Here is an 18533-nt window from a genome sequence, read left to right as displayed (position 1 = left end):
ATGTTTGTTAAAAATTATTTCTTATTTTTTTGAAAGAAATTTTATAAATTGAAGATACCTTTCAAAATGATAGTTCCTCCTACCTTGAGATACGGAGGAACTGTTATTTTTATGTAAATTATACTTTACATAAAGGAATATATATATTACATTTTAAGTGGAGGGTGTTATATGAAAAATCATGTAAAGGTTGCTCGCGTAAAAGTTGATTTGACACAACAACAGCTTGCTGATGCGGTCGGTATTACAAGACAAACGGTTAGCCTGATTGAAAAAGGGAAATATAATCCGTCATTAAAGTTATGTTTACAAATTTGCTATGCCGTAAATGCAACATTAGATGAAATATTTTGGGTGGATCAGGAGGATTTTGAATGAAAAAAATTACAGATGAAAGACTCGTTTTAAGAAATTTACAAAATATTAAAATCGCTTATATTGTCCAAACAATGGGGGTTTTATGTATTCTTGGCTACGATTTTATTCAAGGGGGAATGGAGAGGATGCGTGAGAATCCTCTTTGGATGGTATTTATGTTAACCACTGTTGTAGCTGGTTATTTATCGATGAGTATCGGTGTAGAACATGAAAAAGAAATAAAAGACCCTAAGAAATCATTTATTATTGGCATGGTCGTATTAACTGTTATTGTGGCAGTTTTTGCTTATCTTACTTCAATTACACTCAACTTTGGCTGGGGAGATGGTTTATTAATAGGAGCTATTATATTTATCTGTGGTTTTATACCAATTGTTTATGCGTATAAATTAAGAGTGAAGCAAGTACAGGAGTTAGAAGATGAGTAGAAGGTAGTGATATAATTGTTGTCATTTTTTAAAGAAAAAAAGCTAGTTTGTTATATTTGTTCTAAGGAAATTATTGAAGGAGAAGAATTTGTTGCTCGGTTGAATCTACCAACTAAATCGTTAATGCCAGTTGGGGTGTTAGATAAAGTATTAGTAAAACATGCGAAAGAAATTTTGTGTAAACAATGTTATCAACAAAGTAAAAATTAAGGAAGCATTTGAAGATAGCGTATTCTAAAATGTCAGATGCTTTAATAAGGAATCCATTTTGAACCTTTTTTCAAAATGGATTCCTTTTATTTACAGTAAATGCACGTTCAATTAATATTTGACTTTATTTCAAACCAGTATCAACCTTCCATCTATTCCACGCTACAATGTATCGTGGTAAATCCTCTGGATGATGTCGAATGGAAGTAGCGATGCGACAATATAAACCTAGTAATATTTCCTCATATAAATCTATTTCATTTTGAGGCTGCCAATTGTTTAGAAGAGAAACAGCTGGTTGGATAACATGCAATTCTAAATTGTTTGGCGTTGAACAAAATGCATATACAAGGTCGTAAATGGGAGGCCCTGCAATTGGAGTAGGATCAATAACACCAACTAATTGTTCATCGCTAAAAAGGAAATTATGAAAACCAAAGTCCCCGTGTATTAGATAAGGTGTATCATTCTTATTTCTTTTCAGCCGATTCGTTACGATGTTCCGAATGAGTTAATGATCTTCAGTATTTAAGTGGGATTGAATGGTTTCGTAAGCTTCGGTAATGCGAGTATGTAGAAATAATCCCCATGTTGATTCTGGCGCATCTACCCATCCCCATTTGTTTTCATCACACATTGGATGATAAGAGTTTATTATATGTGATGAAAGGAAAGTTAGTACAGTACGTTTATTACTTTTGCGATTATTCGTTGAACCGGTCATATATTTATAAACTATGTAGTTGTCATTAGGATCCATATACATGAGTTGCGGAAATAAATGCTGGTCTCGGTAGCGATTCAAAAACAGTGATTCAGCTTGTAAGACATTAGGCTTGTTCATTTTCACTACATATAAGGGAGTATCGTCATATGTAATAACGCCAACTGTACTGCTGCTTCCGCCATTTAGGCTTTTATAGTAGCCGAAAGGTTCAATAATTCCTTTATTTTCAAGGTCTTTTAGTATGTCTTCAGTGATAGAGTGCTGCATAATTTTTACCTCCTTAAAATATTTGAAGTTAACTTTAAAAAATGATTATTCTGTATTTTTGGTCATTTATATCTTTTCATAAAATGCTTCTTATGACAATGCTTTGCTAGTTTTGATGATAGTCAGTGTCCCAAATGGAATGACTATGGTTTGTTAATGAGCAATAAAAGAAGGATTCTATATTCCATTCATAGAACAAATAGTATGGCCAAAAGAGAAAATCAATATAAGAAACAGAAGTTAACATAATATAATTATGTTAATGTGGAAACTGATAAGTATTTTGATAAGGAGAATTACAATTGAAATATATTGAATTTGGAATCGGAAATAAGTGGCTTGTTAGGACAGAAATAGAATATGATGACGGAACTGAGACGGAGCAGCGTGGTATTGTGAAGCCAATTCATTTTGAATCGGCATATATGAGATGTTGGGTAAGGGAAACTTGTTTCATTATAGATACAAAAGAAGGTTTTAAGAAAATAAAAAAGAACCGTAATGAATTCAAATTTATTTTTGGGATTGTAAGTAGGAGATAAGTAGAGAGCGAGAGATTTTATTAAAAATAATTTGCTTCACATTCCAAATGAGGAAGAATCAATGTTGTTGTTGGGGAAAATAGTAAAAAATAAATTAAAATGAGAAAACTATCTATGAGGGGAGTACTACATAAAACAGAATTTGATTTGTTAGTATGTGAGGGTTTAAGAATGGAAATATGCTTCCGTTATGACTGATTATGGATTTTACTTATATTTAAAAACAAAGGAAGACAAAAAACAATTTAGCAATAAACTGGTTAGCAGGTCCTAGGGGTTTCTAGATTTGAATAGTATTTGGCTCTGTTTGAGTAGAAATAAATCAAGTTCCATAAACGACCGTTTATGGAACTTGAAAATTTACTATCTTGGGTACGAAAAAATTATTCTACCTTTGAAATGAACTGGATTAAGTTAACTATTTGAAAGATGAATATATTCTTCTATATCCTTAATAATTTGATTAATAGATTGCTGCCAAAATTTTGGATTAGAAAGATCAATATTAAAGTAATGGTATACTAATTCTTCAACTGGCCTTTTTCCAGTTTCACTTAAGAACCTTTTATATTTCGAATTAAATTCACTACCATCCTGTTTTGCAATGGCTAACAGACCTAAACTTAATAGATAGCCAAAAGTATAAGGATAATTATAAAAAGGAATGTTAGGTTCATAAAAATGCCCATATTTTATCCAAACAAAAGGTTGATACTGTTCTAAGCTATCACCATAGGCTCTTTTCTGAGATTCGATTGATAACTCCTCTATTTGAATGGAACTTAATGGACCATCTTTACTTTCTTCATAGAAAAGTTGTTCAAATATAAATGATCCTCGAACTGCCATTAAATAATTTAAGCTACTTTGTATTTTATAGTTAAGCAAAGATTGTTTAACTTCCAAATCACTCGTAACGGTAATTAAATGATCCACAAAAATTAATTCAAATAAAATAGATGAACACTCTGCGATACTCATTGGAAAATGTTCTTCTAAAAAAGAAAGAGAGGGAGCATCTTTTAACTGTTTAAAATGCCATGCATGTCCTATTTCATGTGCTAGTATCCTTGCACTTTCTATAGTTCCGTTATATCGTAAAGAAATTCTAGATTCTCCCTCACTTAGAAAGGGCGCACAAAAACCTCCAGGAGGTTTATTCGTTCTTGGTTCTGCATCTACCCAACCATCTGTTATTACATGAAGTGCAAAGTGAGCAATTTCATCATCAATAATTTTAAATGAATTGAATATTTCTTCTACAGCTTTTGAAAAAGACATTTTTCTTTGTTTATTTTGTTGAGAAGTCATTAATTGATGCCATGTTAACTTTTCCACATTATTCTTTTTAAAGTCTAGAAAACGAGTTAAATTTTTAAAATTCTTATCTATTGTCTCCCACATTGTAAAGAGTGATTTTTGAGAAATTCCATTCAAATGAAGAGAATCTGATAATATATCGTCTTTTTGTAGGGCGCAGTTTTGAGACAACCGTAATCGTGCAAAGTTATTAAAAACGGCACCAAAAAGATCCTTTTCCTTATCCAATTTACTTGTTAGAAGCTCAAACGCTTTCATTCTTTTGATAGGGTCATCATGATTCATAGCTAAATCATTCACTTCACTAAAAGAAACTACTTTTTTATTATCATCAGAAATAAATTCAATCTCTAATTTATTTTTAAGCTGAGTGTACATATCTTTCCAATGATTTAATTCATTTCTTGTAAAATTTATAATTTGTTCTTCAATACCAGTATAAATGTTAGTAGATAAATCAGAAATAAAGGGTTGCATAAAAGGAAGGCTATACCATTCCTTTTGGGTTTCAGCAGGAAGTTTGCTTATATATTTTTGCCAATCTGACAATAAAGAATGAGCTTCATCTTTGAGGGAAGTTATTTTGTTATGCAATGAAGTAGGAATAGAATGATCTTTTGATTCAGAAGTAAGACAGTAACAATAGTATTCTGCTTTTTCAAGCCTGCTGCGGACATCGGAGAAGCTCTGCAGCATTTTTTTATCAATAAAACTTTCACTGTTAAATTTTGAATAAGTCTCTTCTTTTAAATAATGAATTAAAATTTTAATTTCGTTTAATTCATTAGATAAAGTTTGATCACATTCATTTGGATATAATCTTTGTAAGTCCCAGCGTGTAGGATTATGAGGAATTTGATTCATAAATACAACCTCCAATAGTATTATCGTATTAGTTCTTCAAATTAAGAACTAAATTACAAGTTCAATATTATCAGAAAAATATAAAAATGAAAATAAATTTAGAATGATTATTCTTGTTCGAATGTTGCATATTTTGATATTCTATAATTAATATCCTAATAGGAGAGGGAGGTAAGTAATGTCATATCGTGTAGCAGTGGATGATTCAATAGTTTATGAATTACTTTTAAGTTTTTTATTATATAAAAGAAGGAAAAATCTAAAATATTTGTATAAAGGTACTAGTTGGATTGAAAAAGTTAACGCTAAACTAACTGACCAATATAAAAGTAAACTTGAACAATTTGAAGATGTATCGTTTGGGGATGTGCTATGCTTAATAATTGAAGGGTGTCCTCAAAAAGGTGATATTCATTCATTTTTAAATTGGTTCCAGAAAGTATCAATAACCACATTGTATGAATTACTAGCACCACACTTAAAAAAAGAAGATTCTCACCTTTTACTTAATCTAGAAAATCAAAAAAAAAATTATTTTTATTTCCTGTCGGAGTGGTATAACCAGTACTTTAAATTTGAGAATACAGAGAAAGAAATAATTAATGAGGCTTCAAAATTTAGTGAAAAAGCCGAAACATATTCACCAGAAGAGTTGGTAGAAGAGTTTGCGACTGGCCTTAAAATAGAAATTCCAACAATTAAGCATGTTGTTCTAATTCCTTCTCTTCACTTTTGTCCGCTCCATACTTTTAGTATTTTTAAAGAAAAAATGTTTGTGTGGTATCCTGTAAGTTTTGAAGAACCAAGAGAAAAAATATTTAACATTTCAAAAGCCCTTGCAGATCAAAAACGTTTAGATATACTTCAGCTCCTTTCAAGAAATAAATATAAATTTACGGATATATTAAATTATATAGGCGGAGCTAAAGGAAACCTCCATCATCACCTGATGATATTGCGATCAGCAAACCTTATACGTGTACATCTATCTAGTAATAATCAATTTTATCTCAGTACACGTACAGAATTTGTTTCTGAACTAAAGGAGAAAATGATAGATTTTATTCAATATGCTGATGTATAGTATTGTCTGTGAAACCAAGTGCTAAATATGTAGATTTGAAATAAAGTTTAATTAAAAAATAACCTCTTCGGATGTGATATCCGTAAGAGGTTATTTTTTTCTGAAAAACAGGTGTATTTCATGCATTAAGTTAAAAGTAAGGAGAATATAACTTGTAATAGTATTAGAGGGGAAATAAAGTACTCCTAAATAAGATAAGTACAGAAAATTCCAGAGTGAGAAGAGGATAAACAGACACTTAATAGGGAATTGTAAACCAGGATTAAGGTGAGATAAAAGAATAGAGCATATTCTTAATAATTAATCCAAAAGTAATGATTAACATGAAAAATAGTATTAGGAGAGATAAAAGAAGATGGAAAAACAACGAAAAAAAACATTCAGCTTGTTACTCATTCTGGTAATGACCTTTGGTTTTTTTACTCTATCTAATTCAAACGTTTCGAATGCGGCACAAATTATTTCGGTTACAGATACCATTGCTAATAATAGCGGAATCTTAACGAGGGAAAGGGTTCAGGATATAAAAGCCTCTCCTGCTCCAGGAACAGTGAAACCCGGGACGGAAGTGACATTATCAACTGAGGCTCCTAATACCACCATCTATTATACAACTGATGGCAGTACTCCAACGGAATCAAGTACAAAATATACCGGTCCAATAACTATAAAAGAGGCAGTACAAATTAAAGCCATCGCTGTAAAAACGGGCCTAGAGAATAGTGAGATAGCTTCTTTTCATTACACCATTAAAAAGAATGTTATCAGCATTCATGACATTCAGGGGGAGGGGCATTACTCTCCGTATCAGGGGCAAAATGTAACAAATATTGTTGGGATCGTAAACTTTGTAGCAAATAACAATAACTTCTATATGCAGGAATTAACGCCTGATAAAAATGATAAAACAGCTGAAGGTATATTAGTTTATAAAATGCCTCATGGAGTAAAAGTTGGAGATGTCGTAAAAGTCAGCGGCCAAGTTAAGGAATGGGTATTAGAGGGCTACGAGGATAAACTTAAAACCGACCTGCCTGTAACAGAAATTAATGCAAGCTCCATTCAAGTTACCGCAAGCAATCAGAAGCTCCCAGCACCGGTTGTTATCGGTAAAGACCGTATCCCGCCTGCAGAGGTAATCGATAATGACAGCTTTTCTGTTTTTGATCCTGAGGAAGATGGAATTGACTTCTATGAGAGCTTAGAGGGGATGCTTGTCCAAATAGAAAATGCAAAAATTGTTGCGCCACAGAATTCCGGTGAAATTGTTGTTATTCCGGGAACAATGAATACAAATACAAAGGCGGGGGGTCTGCGTATATCTGAAAATGACTTTAACCCCGAAAGAATCTTCATCGATATTAATGACAAAAGCTTTATAACTAAAATGGGCGATCGCTTTGAAGGGTCGATAAAAGGGGTTATTAGCTATAGCTACAGTAACTTTAAAGTACTGAGTAAAAGAGAAGAATTACCAAAGCTTGTACAAGGTTCAAATGAACGCGAAACAACGACTATCACTCCTAATCGAAAAAAATTAACCATTGCTTCTTATAATATAGAAAATTTTTCAACTCAAACGGATGATACAAAAGTCACAAGACTAGCAGAAGCAATTGTAAAGAACATGAAACAACCGGACATTATCGGACTGATGGAAGTACAGGATAATGATGGACCAACAGACAGCGGCACGACTGATGCAAACAAGAGTGCAGCAGTATTGATTACTAAAATTAAGTCTCTAGGTGGACCTAGTTACACTTATACTGATATTGCACCAGAAGACAAAGCGGATGGTGGTGAGCCTGGAGGAAATATTCGTGTAGGATTTATGTATAATCCGGATCGTGTATCACTTATAAAAGGCACAAAAGGAACAGCGACACAAGCAGTCCACTTTCAAAACAATAAGCTGACTCTAAATCCTGGCCGCATCGACCCAATCAATCCAGCCTTCTGTTCAAGTCGAAAACCATTAGCAGCACAGTTCAAATTTAATGAGAAAGACGTTATTGTAGTTGCTAACCATTTTAACTCAAAGCTTGGAGACTATCCGTTATTTGGAAAAATACAGCCTCCGGTATTTCATAGTGAAGAGCAGCGAATAAAAATGGCTAATGTCGTCAATAGCTTTGTGAAGGATATTCATTCAAAGAAGGAAGATGCCAATATTGTTTTATTAGGGGATTTTAATGATTTTGAGTTCTCCGAGCCTTTAAAAGCATTAAAAGGAAATGTATTAACCAATATGATTGAGAAGATTCCAGCAGAAGAGCGTTATACCAAGAACTATCAGGGAAATGCACAGGTGCTTGATCATATTCTTGTATCAAATAATATGGCGGCGAATACGCAGGTGGACATTGTCCATATTAATTCAGGATTTATGGAAAAGCATGGCCGTGCAAGCGACCACGACCCTGTTTTAGTCCAAACTCTTGTAAAATAAGTAGAATGATTCCTGTTTAAAAAGTGATGTTTATTTTGGTTAGATAAAGTAAAAAAGCTTATAGACAAGGCCCTATTGGCTCTATATCTATAAGCTTTTTTTCCTTCTGGCAGGATGCAAAGACTTGATATGGTTGATTTGAATAGGCTACACTGGATTGGACAGTTATTAAGTTCTAGAAAAACAAATCATTAGAGAACGTTATGGGCAAACGTGAGCATCGAGCATTTACAGATGAGTTCAAACGGCAGATGGTTCAGCTTTATGTGAATGGCAAATCACGTACAGATATTGTAAGAGAGTACGAAGAAAGAAAGCTAATTGGAAACGTGAGTTTGAGGCGATAGCAGCAGAATGGAGGATATTATGATAAAAATCGATAGAGATGGTGAAGCCTATTGGAGTGAAACCGTTGATTTAGGTGTTTTAGGTAAGTTCAATAGCATTTTTATAAATTTAGATGGATGCGATATAACAGGGGCGACGGATGATATGTCCCAAGAAGAGAAGATAGACAAAGTTACAAAATATTATGGTAATAGATTCAAGGAGTTAGAAGTAAATGCGGGTTTTATAAATGAGCAATTTCTAATGTGGATTATAACGCACTTATGTGATATAGAATATCCATTTTGGGAATTTTGTGATGAAGATGAAGGCAGTGAAGATTATCCAGATTATATAGTGAAAGAAGAAATAAAAAAGTTCGAAGATGAAAATGGACAATTGAAACATGATCCGTATAGTCCAAGTCCGATTTATAAAGAAATTCAGGAATATAACGCATATAATAATGAAGATAATTTATCAAGCTATGAAATTATAGCGAAATATTTACCAGTTCTTGATTTTAAAAAACTTGTAGATACAATTAGAGCTGATAGCATAGATACATATGAAGATAACATTAACTTTCAAGTGAGTAGCGAGGTTTGTGGTGGTATGTTACTTTGTGCTACTTACGGAACAATATATGCCAATAATGAGCTAGAAGTTACGCATAATTGTTAATCCTAAATAGACTGGTGACAATAAAAATGGTGATTATATAGCAAAACAATTTAACATGTAGCGAGAAGTAAATCTCGATGTTAAAAGTAAAAGATTTACTCTGTATGGTCGAAATGCTACCGGATTAGCCCCCATCATTTGGACACAGACAATCTTATTCGTCCTTTTTCATACGTTTACACAGGTATTAATATATTTGCTAAAGAAATTTGTGACACATGTGGTGGAATATGGAGGGAAAAAAACTTGTATAAGTTAATCAAAGGAGGGTATATTTTGCGGATATGGTTGTAGAAGACGAACATTATTATAATAACAGTTATGTTGTTGTTAACGACATAATAGAGTTTGAAAGAGTCTATATGATTGATGAAGATAAATTTAATAATAAAACGTATGAAGCTTTAGGGAAGGTGTATGAAATATTGCCATCTTATATGGGAAATCAAACCACTTCTCCCTGCTGGTTTGGTGATGAGGAAAAAGGAGATACATACTTTATATCAGTTTCATTTGAAATGTCAGGACTACAGTTTTGGGGGGAATTGCCTATTTCAGATTTTTTACAATGGGAAAATAAATTCAATGAATTAATAAAGAACTTCCCATTTAAATATCAATAAAAGAAAGCTTCTTATCAAGCTAATGAGTGCTTTAGTACAACAAAATACAAGTTCTTTGTTGTGGTAAATAGCTCATTTGTAGTACAAAAAAGGATAGATTGAACAGATTTTTATATTGTTCATCTATCCATCTTTTTTATGCTTTATAATGAGTGACATTAAATAAAAATGTATTGATGAATATGATTCTAACTATTCTCTTGATTTTTAATAAAACTAGATTCTTTGTGTTTTTTCTTTATCCTATGCAGAGTTAATTACAAAAACTTACTGGTAAATGATGTATGACTATGACTTAGTTATACACGTATCTGAAAAATATCAATTTCTTTGATTTCAAGTACCTTCATTTCATCTCTTATTGTTCGCTAAGACTCAACTTTAATGGATTTGGTACTCTGGGTCCCTTAGTGTATATATTCTCATGAAATATGATTTTGTGTTTTTCTTTTTTCATCAACTGTTCTTCCTAACATACAAGGGATACAATAACATACATTATTTATATCTACGCTTTTCTTTTCGCTCGAATCAATGTGCCCTCGCTAATTCCTGTTATCTCCTCAACTTGCTTATAAGAGTGATTTTCTAATAGGGGTACCGTCCCATGCCCATCAACTTAAGATAAATTTGTATCCGTATAATGCTCTTCAATACTCTCTAAATTCACACACCATCCAATCCATTAATATGGTTGGAAACCCAGTTTATCAGTCAGGTATAGATTCAAAAAGTGCTCTTCGATTCTCCGGTGGTCGATATCGCTCAGCGATATTAAAGCGATGAAAGGTCATGACGCATTATATCAGGAGAGTGGAGAATCGGCAATTTCGTGGTAAATAAATTTTTGTTCGAATGTTATTCAGGTCAATCGGATTCCTTCAAATGCGCTCATCACTAAATGATGCACATAGGAATCATCCAACTTTTCGCCAGTTACGAGCAAACGATAGAAAATCGGCCCGTAAATGAGATCGATGCTTAATTCAATATCGAGAGTTTCTTTCAATTCTCCTCTCTGAATTCCCTTCTCCAGAAGATGCTTAGCTTGGAGTCGACGGGGCTGAAAATATCGGGTACGATATTCCTTCGCCAATTTTGAATCAAACTGCCCTTCGCCTATTAACTCTGTAATAATGGTCCCTTCCCGACTTGTCAAAAAACTGGCTAAACTCGTGGCGTGAATTAGAATATCATTCAATGCCGAGCCCGTATCAGGCACAGGTAATTTGGCAGCGGCAACAGAAAGAAAACCATCCATTACCACGGCTGCCTTGTTAGGCCACCATTTATAAATCGTGGCCTTGCTAACCTTAGCACGATCTGCAATTTTATCGACCGTGACCGCTTTAAAGCCCTTTTCCAGCAATAACTCATAGGATGCGGAAAGGATAGACTTATGCGTTTCGACATTACGCGGCCGACCTCTTTTACTTTGCACATTAATCATTCCTTCCAAAAATATAAACTATACGTTTAGTATACTTAATTTGAATAAAAAATAAAATAACCCATTTACAAAACTGAACGTTTAGTATATTATTTGTTTTAATTAATGAACTAAACGTTTAGTATTTAATTGTTAAGAAATCTTGCAATGTTAACTGATGCAACTAAGCCTAAGACTCCACAAGAACTTATTACTAAAAATACATGGAAAAGGAGAAGAAAGAGATGGCACAATTGAAAGTCTTGAAAGAAGAGTGGGATGCAGTTCAGACTCAATTTAGTACAATGGCCACTGATGCCGCTGCAACATTTGTCAAGATAATTCAAGAACTTCGGGATAATGGTATAGGAGGAGTTAACTATGTCTAATTTAAAAAATCAAACAATTGATAAAGATATTTCAGCAGGGTTAACCATACTTCTCGCAACTGCATGTGGTATCATTGTAGCTAATCTTTACTATGCACAGCCCTTGGTTGGGTTAATTAGCTCTGCAATTGGGCTTTCTACTAGTAGTGCTGGGTTGATTGTAACGCTAACCCAGATTGGATATGTTGTCGGTTTACTATTTCTTGTACCTTTAGGAGATATTGTTGAAAACCGAAAGCTGGTAGTTATATCGTTACTTCTAAGTGCAGTCGCCCTGACTGCCATAGTATTTGTGAAACACGGAATACTGTTCTTAGTGACTTCATTCTTCATCGGGTTGGGATCGGTCGCAGCACAAGTGCTCGTACCTTTTGCATCATACCTTGCGTCAGAAGCTACACGTGGCCGCGTTGTTGGCAATGTCATGAGTGGTCTGTTACTTGGTATCATGCTTTCTCGTCCGATATCAAGCCTAGTAGCTGACATCTGGGGATGGAATGCAATATTTGCCTTGTCTGCGGCAGTAATTGTTCCCTTAGCGATCATATTATTAAAAGTACTTCCTACTAGGAGGCCAATGGCAAACACAAATTATACCGCTTTACTCGGTTCAATGTGGCAATTACTGCGAACTACCCCGATCTTACGCCGTCGCGCGATTTATCATGCGTGTGTATTCGGGACTTTCAGCTTATTCTGGACTACTGTTCCGTTATTATTGTCTAGCCCTACTTTTCATTTTTCTCAGAAAGCTATAGCACTATATGCACTTGTCGGGATTGCGGGTGCGATAGCTGCGCCAGTAGGAGGACGTCTAGCTGATCGTGGATGGACTCGAATTGCCACTGGGATAGCTCTCGCTGTTGTCATCGCTTCTTTATTACTACCACTCATGATTCGGAGTAATTCGCCCGTCGGAATAGCTGTTCTAGTAGTTGCAGCTATTCTATTGGACATGGGAGTGTCCGCAAACCTTGTGCTTAGTCAACGTTTGATTTTTTCTTTGGAGCCAGAAATTCGTAGTCGATTAAACGGGTTATTCATGGCTATTTTCTTTTTGGGTGGTGCTATTGGATCCTCTATCGGAGGATGGGCATACGCCTCAGGTGGATGGAGTGTAGCATTATGGATGGGAATCGCTTTTCCGGTCATAGCACTGCTTTATTTTGCTACAGAAAAATAGTTCTTTAATCAAACTTTAGAGATTAATTGCAATTGTTTTGAGGTTTTGCACCAGAACCAGATTTTTGGTCTCTATCGCTGTAAGGGTACAAAACTCACCAGGTAAAATGTTTCTGAATTCTATGTAGGATATGATAAAAAAAGAGCTTGTGTCAGAAAACAAACTCTCTTTAAAAGAAATAACGCAATTGAGATGTCTATATATTACCAATTGATTTATCCCGCATTAACGGGCAGTAATACTCCCACCTCAAAATTCGGCGAAAGCAAAGAAGTTAGGTGGGAGATAAACTGCCCGTAAAAGCCCGATTGGTTCAACTAATAATCAGTGGGGGATGAAGAAAACCCCCACTGATTAAAGTTTCACTTTATTACGCCTCCGTACGTCTCATGTTGAGAAATAAATTATAAGTGGTTTGATAGAACTAAACTGAATTATTGACATAATATTTTGATAATCATATAATAAATCTTGAATTCGAGATATTTTGTAAAGGATTGGTAATTGTGGGTTTGATTAATAATGAGAATTTATCTTTAAAGTTATTTGTTATATTATCACGAGCAGCACAGTCAATCACAAAGCGTATTGAAGAAGATATAAAAAGTTATGGACTTAATCCAACTGAATTTGCAGTTCTTGAGTTACTATACAATAAAGGCGATCAGCCTATACAAAAAATTGGAGACAAAATATTACTTGCAAGTAGCAGTATCACGTATGTAGTTGATAAGTTGGAAAAGAAGAGGTTATTAATACGAAAACCATGTCCTAAAGACCGCCGTGTCACGTATGCGTCAATTACTCCAGAAGGTATTGAATTGATGGATACTATTTTCCCTAAGCATAAACAGGCGATTCGACAAATATTTGGTGGTTTGGACTCTGGTGAGAAAAAAGTGATGATCGAACAGTTGAAAAAATTAGGCTATTATGCGCAAGAACTATAAATTTTTGAACATATATCTCGAATTAGTAATATCCTACTTAAATATAAATTAAAGAAAAGTAAATAAACAGGAGGGGGGAAACCAATAAATGTAGTACATTTATTGGTTTCCAAAATGAAGAAATCATGGGATTACAATTAGTATAAGAAAGAAAGATAGTTGTTATGCCAACGCATACATAGTGTTCTTTTAAGTGTGAATCTTTCATAAAGCGGAAGGTGGGTATTAAGAATGGAACTACGTCATTTAGAGTATTTTATTCAAGTTTGTAATAATGGTAGTTTTACTAAAGCTGCGGAAGTTCTAGGTATTTCACAGCCGACTTTAAGTCAACAAATACGTGTGTTAGAAGGTGAAATTGATACACCTTTATTTCATCGAGTTGGAAGGGGTATCAAAATTACAGAAGCAGGTAAGTTACTATTGGATAAAGGTAAATTTATCATGCAGCTATTTGATGAGGTTCATAATGAGATCTTTGAATTAAAGGGTGTGAAAAGAGGCGTGATTACTATAGGAGGGTTATTAGAGGACCTCACCTATTTAACACCTTATATTATGCAATTTCAACAACATTATCCCAACATCTTAGTAAAAATCATAGAATCAGAAGTTACTGTAAATCAAATCGTTGAAAATAATATTGATATAGGGATCACACGTAGTTTTCAAACTCCAGACACATTAACAAGCACTTTTTTGTATAGCGAAGAGCTCGTCCTTGTGATTCCAAAAAATCATCCTTTGAATAAAAAATCATTTGTTTCTTTTCGAGAATTAGTAGGGCTGAGTAGAATAATGACTTCAAGCAGTTGTCGTGAATCAATTAAGATATATTGTGAAAATTTAGGGTTATCTTTATCTGTAGCAAATATAGAAACAAAATCTTCTATTTCTCTATTGAGTCTTGTATGCAATGGACATGGGGTTGCCATAATACCACTCTCACTGGTTGATTTTGTTAATAATGATTCCTTGAGCATAGTTCGTATTGTTGATCCAACACCAAGTCAAGATATTAATCTTATTCACTTTGATGATAAATTTTTAAGTTTTGCAGCACGTATCTTTATGCAGAAGTTAAATGATCTTGAAAAAGTATCAGTATAATAGAAACAATAATGATTCTAGTGTAAAAATTTCAGGAAAATTGAAAATAATCTATAAGTCTTGGGATGAGGCCTATATTAAAGTCAAAGGGCAGTGGATTTATATGTGTGGTGTAGTCGATTCAAAAGGGAATACCATTGACTTTTTATTTAAGGAAAAATGGAAAAATCAAATCAGCCAAGTATCTTTTCATATGCACCTGTTCCTCATTCTATTAAGAGCTGAGCCCTTCCAATGTTAAGGTTCAAGTCTTTTGACACGGCTACATCTATTATTTTGAGATTAGCAGTCATGCATATGATCAAAAAAGAACAGATTAATTTACGAGATCAGTCTGTTCAAAATCAGAAAGCATTCATCCATTAATTGTTGGGGTTTCAGCATAAAGTACAATCCCTTTTAGGGGGGCGGGGTCGCTAAAACATATATTAAAGTAAAAGGTCAATGGATGTACCTGTATCGTGCTGTTGATTCGAGAGGAAACACAATCGATTTTTTCCTAAGCAAAATAAGAGACCAGAAGGCTGCAAAGCGCTTTTTCAAGAAAGCTTTACGGTCTTTTCATGTTTCAAAGCCTCGTGTTATAACAGTCGATAAGAATCCAGCTTATCCTATAGCAATTGAACAGCTAAAAAAAGAAAAAGCATACCTGATGGTATGCAACTTAGACAACAAAAGTACTTGAATAACATAGTAGAGCAAGATCATCGTTTTATTAAGAAACGTGTTCGTTCTATGTTAAGGTCCAAGTCTTTTGGCACAGCTACATCCATTCTTGCAGGAGTGGAAGCTATGCATATGATTAAAAAAGAACAGATGGATTTACGGCATCAGTCTGTTCAAAACTAGAAAAAATTCATCCATCGATTGTTTGGGCTTACAGCATAAAATAGAATTCAGCTAGAAATATATAAACTATATTCTCTTTTATTTTATCTTTGCACCAGAACCATTTATGTAGTTGTTAATTTAGCATAGATGATAAAAAATAGGGGTTAATTGTCCTATTATCACAATATTTGGTACTACTACAATCAAATTAATAACAAAAAAGACTGCTAAAATCCCTAAAAACAAGCATAAATGATAAATTTTCAAACGGTGTTGTTCAAACCTGTATTGATGAAAAACAATTGTAGTTGACAGGAAATAGAGCAATACAGAACCAAAAACAAAATATAGGATAAAAGAATAATAGACCTCATGTAAAAATAATAGTCTAATGGATGCTGCAACCATACTCAAAGACATTAAAATAAACAGATGACCGTAAATAATAATTTGACCGGAAGTTTGTCTAGACTTGTCGAGTTTCTTCTCCATGTTATCGAAATATTGCCACCACATCGAAATAATGAGGATAAATGAAATGATCGCAAAGCTTATTGAATCCCAATTTCCTTGTTTGGGTTGAATGACCACAAGAGTGCTTATAAGAGCTTCCCCAAAGAGAATAATGGAAAATAGACCAAATCTCTCTAACAAGTGGGCTGTATTTGTCGGAACCTTTTCTAAACACTTTCTTCCAAGCAGTGGGACAATAATATCGATAAGAATTCCCAAATACAACGCAGCATATCGAATCCAAGAATCAAAAAAGACGGATAATAATGAAATAACGACTCCAATCCAAAAATATCTTCCTAAAAAGAGTGCTGCTTTTTTTCGAGCTCCCTCTTCTATACGCTGGACAACAAGATATTGGATTGCAGTCACGGCCCTTAAGCCAATATAGCCAATTAAAAAAGAAAGATAATAAGGATCAAAATCAGCTGATAAGCTTGATGTCATTATTAGGACAAAAAACATTTGCAGGATCAAAAAGATTCGTTGATGAAATAAATCCTTTCCAAACCGGTTAACAAAGATGGTTTGCCCTACCCAAGCCCACCAGATCGGAATAAAAATTAAGACAAACTTTACTAAATACTCTGCATGGATATGACCATCTTCAACATGAAGTAAAACATGAGTCGCCGCCACCCCCGCCACAAATAACAAATCATAAAAGAGTTCTAACCACGTCACTTTCTTTTCTTCCATTTCTGCACTCCCTCCTTATAGTTAATAGTACACTAGAAATATATGGTGATTGGAAGAGGGAATAATATAGCAAATAGGTAAGTCTTTTTTATTAAATATTACTCCAATTTTAATAAAACAAGAGAAAACAGATCCTTCAGGTTTCTTATTTGCATCCCTTGGTATAAAATAGGCGATTAAGATAGTGGATATAAAAAGGACAGACTTTGCAAGGAGAGAAGTCTGTCAAAAAACAAATCAAGTTAATCAATCAACTCTTCGGTCTTACCGCATAGTAATAGATTCCGTTAGGGATACACTGCTATTTCGGATCTACATATTATTTGCACCAAAACCCATATTACCATTATGATCTTAATACCATTGCTATTTGGGTCCGTCCTCGGCCCCAAACCCTTATTGTAGAAAGAAAACCACCGGCATTAGACCGGTGGTTCTGACTTAGAAAGCAAAGCAAGTACAACCAATACCCCATTTAGTTCCATCTTTTCTTATTACGGTATGAGTATGTTGATGGAGAGGGTTACTGCAACTATGTAACTTGTGATCATGAGCATCGTGAGAAAGTATATTGTGGGCTAGGTTGGCACCACCATAACCATAAACTCCCGTCGGTGCCCAGTCAGGTGATGCTGGCGGCAATTCAGGTGATAAATTTTTAAATTCATCATTTCCATAAACAACCTGCCCGCCCATAATGGTGAGTAATGATTCAAGGTCCTTGATTTCTTCTTCTGACACAGTAAAGTAGTCAGCAGACAATACAGCAATATCAGCAAACTGACCTACTGCAAGGGTTCCCTTTTTACCTTCATCACCAGAGAACCACGCACTTCCTTTGGAATATAGTTCTAGGGCTACTTTTCTGTCAAGTCTATTCTTTTCATCGTATATCGAAAGACCACCAATGGTTTTTCCGGCAACCATCCAGTAAAGAGCAACCCAAGGGTTATAGCTGGAAACCCTGGTTGCATCACTACCGGCGCCAACAGGTATACCCAGGTCTAGCATACGATAAATCGGAGGAGTACGTTTTGCAGCTTCCTTTCCGTATAAATCAACAAAGTATTCACCTTGGAAAGCCATGCGGTCTTGGATGGCAATACCGCCATTTAAAGCCTTAACACGTTCCATACTACGATCTGAGATTGTTTCTGCATGGTCAAACCACCAGCGTAGACCATTAAAAGGAATTTCTCTGTTGACTTCCTCAAAAACATTTAAGAAACGTGTTATTGATTCGTCATAAGTTGCATGTAAACGGAATGGCCAACGGTTTTCCACCAATAGAGAAATTACTTTCTTTAAGTCAGCTTCCATCACCGTAGCTAGTTCGGGCCGCGGCATTTGAAATTTTTCAAAATCGGCTGCCGAGAATACTAACATTTCTCCGGCACCATTCATTTTATACTTATCATTTCCTTGACCCGGAGAAACAATTTTTGCCCATGAAGCAAAGTCTTCATATTCATGATTTGGATTTTGCGTAAATAGATTATACGCAATACGCAAAGTTAATTGAT

General features: G+C 34.4%; 16 protein-coding genes and 5 pseudogenes. 15 read left to right on the top strand and 6 right to left on the bottom strand.

Annotated elements, in window-relative coordinates:
* Positions 1-171: 171 nt before the first annotated feature.
* From BM350_RS19400 to BM350_RS19390, 3 genes are read left to right on the top strand one after another with little or no spacing between them, the layout of a single operon-like run.
* Complete coding sequence (locus BM350_RS19400) at positions 172-378, top strand: helix-turn-helix transcriptional regulator (protein ID WP_090913649.1); 207 nt, start codon at positions 172-174, stop codon at positions 376-378.
* Positions 375-806, top strand: a complete 432-nt coding sequence (locus BM350_RS19395; RefSeq protein WP_090913651.1) for a hypothetical protein — start codon at positions 375-377, stop codon at positions 804-806. Before BM350_RS19400 ends, BM350_RS19395 begins: the two co-directional genes overlap by 4 nt.
* A gap of 15 nt (positions 807-821) precedes the next feature.
* The gene (locus BM350_RS19390) at positions 822-1016 is read left to right on the top strand and encodes a hypothetical protein (RefSeq protein WP_244548046.1); all 195 of its coding nucleotides are present in this window, start codon (positions 822-824) and stop codon (positions 1014-1016) included.
* Between the two features lie 511 nt (positions 1017-1527).
* On the opposite strand, the gene BM350_RS19385 is transcribed toward BM350_RS19390, so the two are convergent.
* Positions 1528-2010: a hypothetical protein gene (locus BM350_RS19385; RefSeq protein ID WP_090913653.1), complete on the bottom strand. Its 483-nt coding sequence runs from the start codon at positions 2008-2010 to the stop codon at positions 1528-1530.
* 302 nt (positions 2011-2312) lie between these two features.
* Here BM350_RS19385 and BM350_RS19380 point away from each other — a divergent pair, with 302 nt between their 5' ends.
* A complete protein-coding gene (locus BM350_RS19380) occupies positions 2313-2552 on the top strand; it encodes a DUF3977 family protein (RefSeq protein WP_090913655.1) in 240 nt (79 codons plus the stop codon).
* A 414-nt stretch (positions 2553-2966) separates the two neighbouring features.
* Here BM350_RS19380 and BM350_RS19375 read toward each other — a convergent pair whose 3' ends face one another.
* A complete protein-coding gene (locus BM350_RS19375; protein ID WP_090913657.1) occupies positions 2967-4736 on the bottom strand; it encodes a M3 family metallopeptidase in 1770 nt (589 codons plus the stop codon).
* Between the two features lie 178 nt (positions 4737-4914).
* Here BM350_RS19375 and BM350_RS19370 point away from each other — a divergent pair, with 178 nt between their 5' ends.
* From BM350_RS19370 to BM350_RS19355, 4 genes are all read left to right on the top strand, one after another.
* Positions 4915-5820, top strand: a complete 906-nt coding sequence (locus tag BM350_RS19370; protein WP_090913660.1) for a winged helix-turn-helix domain-containing protein — start codon at positions 4915-4917, stop codon at positions 5818-5820.
* A 355-nt stretch (positions 5821-6175) separates the two neighbouring features.
* Entirely contained in the window at positions 6176-8272 is a 2097-nt protein-coding gene (locus BM350_RS19365) for a chitobiase/beta-hexosaminidase C-terminal domain-containing protein (protein ID WP_090913662.1), read from the top strand.
* Positions 8273-8638: 366 nt separating this feature from the next.
* Complete coding sequence (locus BM350_RS19360; protein WP_090913664.1) at positions 8639-9283, top strand: hypothetical protein; 645 nt, start codon at positions 8639-8641, stop codon at positions 9281-9283.
* A 284-nt stretch (positions 9284-9567) separates the two neighbouring features.
* Positions 9568-9906, top strand: a complete 339-nt coding sequence (locus BM350_RS19355; protein ID WP_211482634.1) for a hypothetical protein — start codon at positions 9568-9570, stop codon at positions 9904-9906.
* Positions 9907-10414: 508 nt separating this feature from the next.
* Here the strand turns inward: BM350_RS19355 and BM350_RS26435 are convergent.
* Together BM350_RS26435 and BM350_RS19350 are read right to left on the bottom strand one after the other, a co-directional pair.
* Positions 10415-10501, bottom strand: a pseudogene (locus BM350_RS26435) (recombinase family protein); the annotation flags it as partial.
* Positions 10502-10768: 267 nt separating this feature from the next.
* Positions 10769-11347: a TetR/AcrR family transcriptional regulator gene (locus BM350_RS19350; RefSeq protein ID WP_170857743.1), complete on the bottom strand. Its 579-nt coding sequence runs from the start codon at positions 11345-11347 to the stop codon at positions 10769-10771.
* A 233-nt stretch (positions 11348-11580) separates the two neighbouring features.
* Here BM350_RS19350 and BM350_RS27045 point away from each other — a divergent pair, with 233 nt between their 5' ends.
* The 6 genes and pseudogenes from BM350_RS27045 to BM350_RS19320 form a co-directional block, all read left to right on the top strand.
* Positions 11581-11724 (top strand): hypothetical protein, encoded by a 144-nt coding sequence (locus tag BM350_RS27045; protein WP_170857739.1) that lies wholly within the window; start codon positions 11581-11583, stop codon positions 11722-11724.
* The gene (locus BM350_RS19345; protein WP_090913667.1) at positions 11717-12907 is read left to right on the top strand and encodes an MFS transporter; all 1191 of its coding nucleotides are present in this window, start codon (positions 11717-11719) and stop codon (positions 12905-12907) included. The genes BM350_RS27045 and BM350_RS19345 overlap by 8 nt, the downstream gene beginning before the upstream one ends.
* 506 nt (positions 12908-13413) lie before the next feature.
* Positions 13414-13857 (top strand): MarR family winged helix-turn-helix transcriptional regulator, encoded by a 444-nt coding sequence (locus BM350_RS19340; RefSeq protein WP_090913669.1) that lies wholly within the window; start codon positions 13414-13416, stop codon positions 13855-13857.
* Between the two features lie 231 nt (positions 13858-14088).
* Positions 14089-14967 carry a LysR family transcriptional regulator gene (locus tag BM350_RS19335; protein WP_090913671.1) on the top strand — a complete coding sequence of 293 codons (879 nt, stop codon included), beginning with the start codon at positions 14089-14091 and terminating at the stop codon, positions 14965-14967.
* A 58-nt stretch (positions 14968-15025) separates the two neighbouring features.
* Positions 15026-15333, top strand: a pseudogene (locus BM350_RS27695) (DDE-type integrase/transposase/recombinase); the annotation flags it as partial.
* 52 nt (positions 15334-15385) lie between these two features.
* Positions 15386-15816, top strand: a pseudogene (locus BM350_RS19320) (IS6 family transposase); the annotation flags it as partial.
* 104 nt (positions 15817-15920) lie between these two features.
* Here the strand turns inward: BM350_RS19320 and BM350_RS19315 are convergent.
* A pseudogene (locus BM350_RS19315) lies at positions 15921-17010 on the bottom strand (low temperature requirement protein A).
* Positions 17011-17204: 194 nt separating this feature from the next.
* Here BM350_RS19315 and BM350_RS27690 point away from each other — a divergent pair.
* Positions 17205-17285: pseudogene (locus BM350_RS27690) on the top strand (IS6 family transposase); the annotation flags it as partial.
* A 166-nt stretch (positions 17286-17451) separates the two neighbouring features.
* Here the strand turns inward: BM350_RS27690 and BM350_RS19310 are convergent.
* Positions 17452-18533, bottom strand: a 1082-nt coding sequence (locus BM350_RS19310) for an amidohydrolase family protein (protein WP_139207605.1), incomplete at its 5' end; no start/stop codon positions are given.

Origin of the sequence: Bacillus sp. 103mf (genome assembly GCF_900116295.1) — a bacterium.
GTDB lineage: Bacteria > Bacillota > Bacilli > Bacillales > Bacillaceae_G > Bacillus_A > Bacillus_A bruguierae.
Note: the sequence above shows the minus strand (reverse complement) of the source record. Positions and strands in the feature narration are given on the sequence as shown.

Coding starts and splice junctions, on each gene's coding strand:
- BM350_RS19400 (WP_090913649.1), top strand. CDS start 172: ATGAAAAATCATGTAAAGGTTGCTCGCGTAAAAGTTGATTTGACACAA.
- BM350_RS19395 (WP_090913651.1), top strand. CDS start 375: ATGAAAAAAATTACAGATGAAAGACTCGTTTTAAGAAATTTACAAAAT.
- BM350_RS19385 (WP_090913653.1), bottom strand. CDS start 2,010: ATGCAGCACTCTATCACTGAAGACATACTAAAAGACCTTGAAAATAAA.
- BM350_RS19375 (WP_090913657.1), bottom strand. CDS start 4,736: ATGAATCAAATTCCTCATAATCCTACACGCTGGGACTTACAAAGATTA.
- BM350_RS19370 (WP_090913660.1), top strand. CDS start 4,915: ATGTCATATCGTGTAGCAGTGGATGATTCAATAGTTTATGAATTACTT.
- BM350_RS19365 (WP_090913662.1), top strand. CDS start 6,176: ATGGAAAAACAACGAAAAAAAACATTCAGCTTGTTACTCATTCTGGTA.
- BM350_RS19360 (WP_090913664.1), top strand. CDS start 8,639: ATGATAAAAATCGATAGAGATGGTGAAGCCTATTGGAGTGAAACCGTT.
- BM350_RS19355 (WP_211482634.1), top strand. CDS start 9,568: ATGGTTGTAGAAGACGAACATTATTATAATAACAGTTATGTTGTTGTT.
- BM350_RS27045 (WP_170857739.1), top strand. CDS start 11,581: ATGGCACAATTGAAAGTCTTGAAAGAAGAGTGGGATGCAGTTCAGACT.
- BM350_RS19345 (WP_090913667.1), top strand. CDS start 11,717: ATGTCTAATTTAAAAAATCAAACAATTGATAAAGATATTTCAGCAGGG.
- BM350_RS19335 (WP_090913671.1), top strand. CDS start 14,089: ATGGAACTACGTCATTTAGAGTATTTTATTCAAGTTTGTAATAATGGT.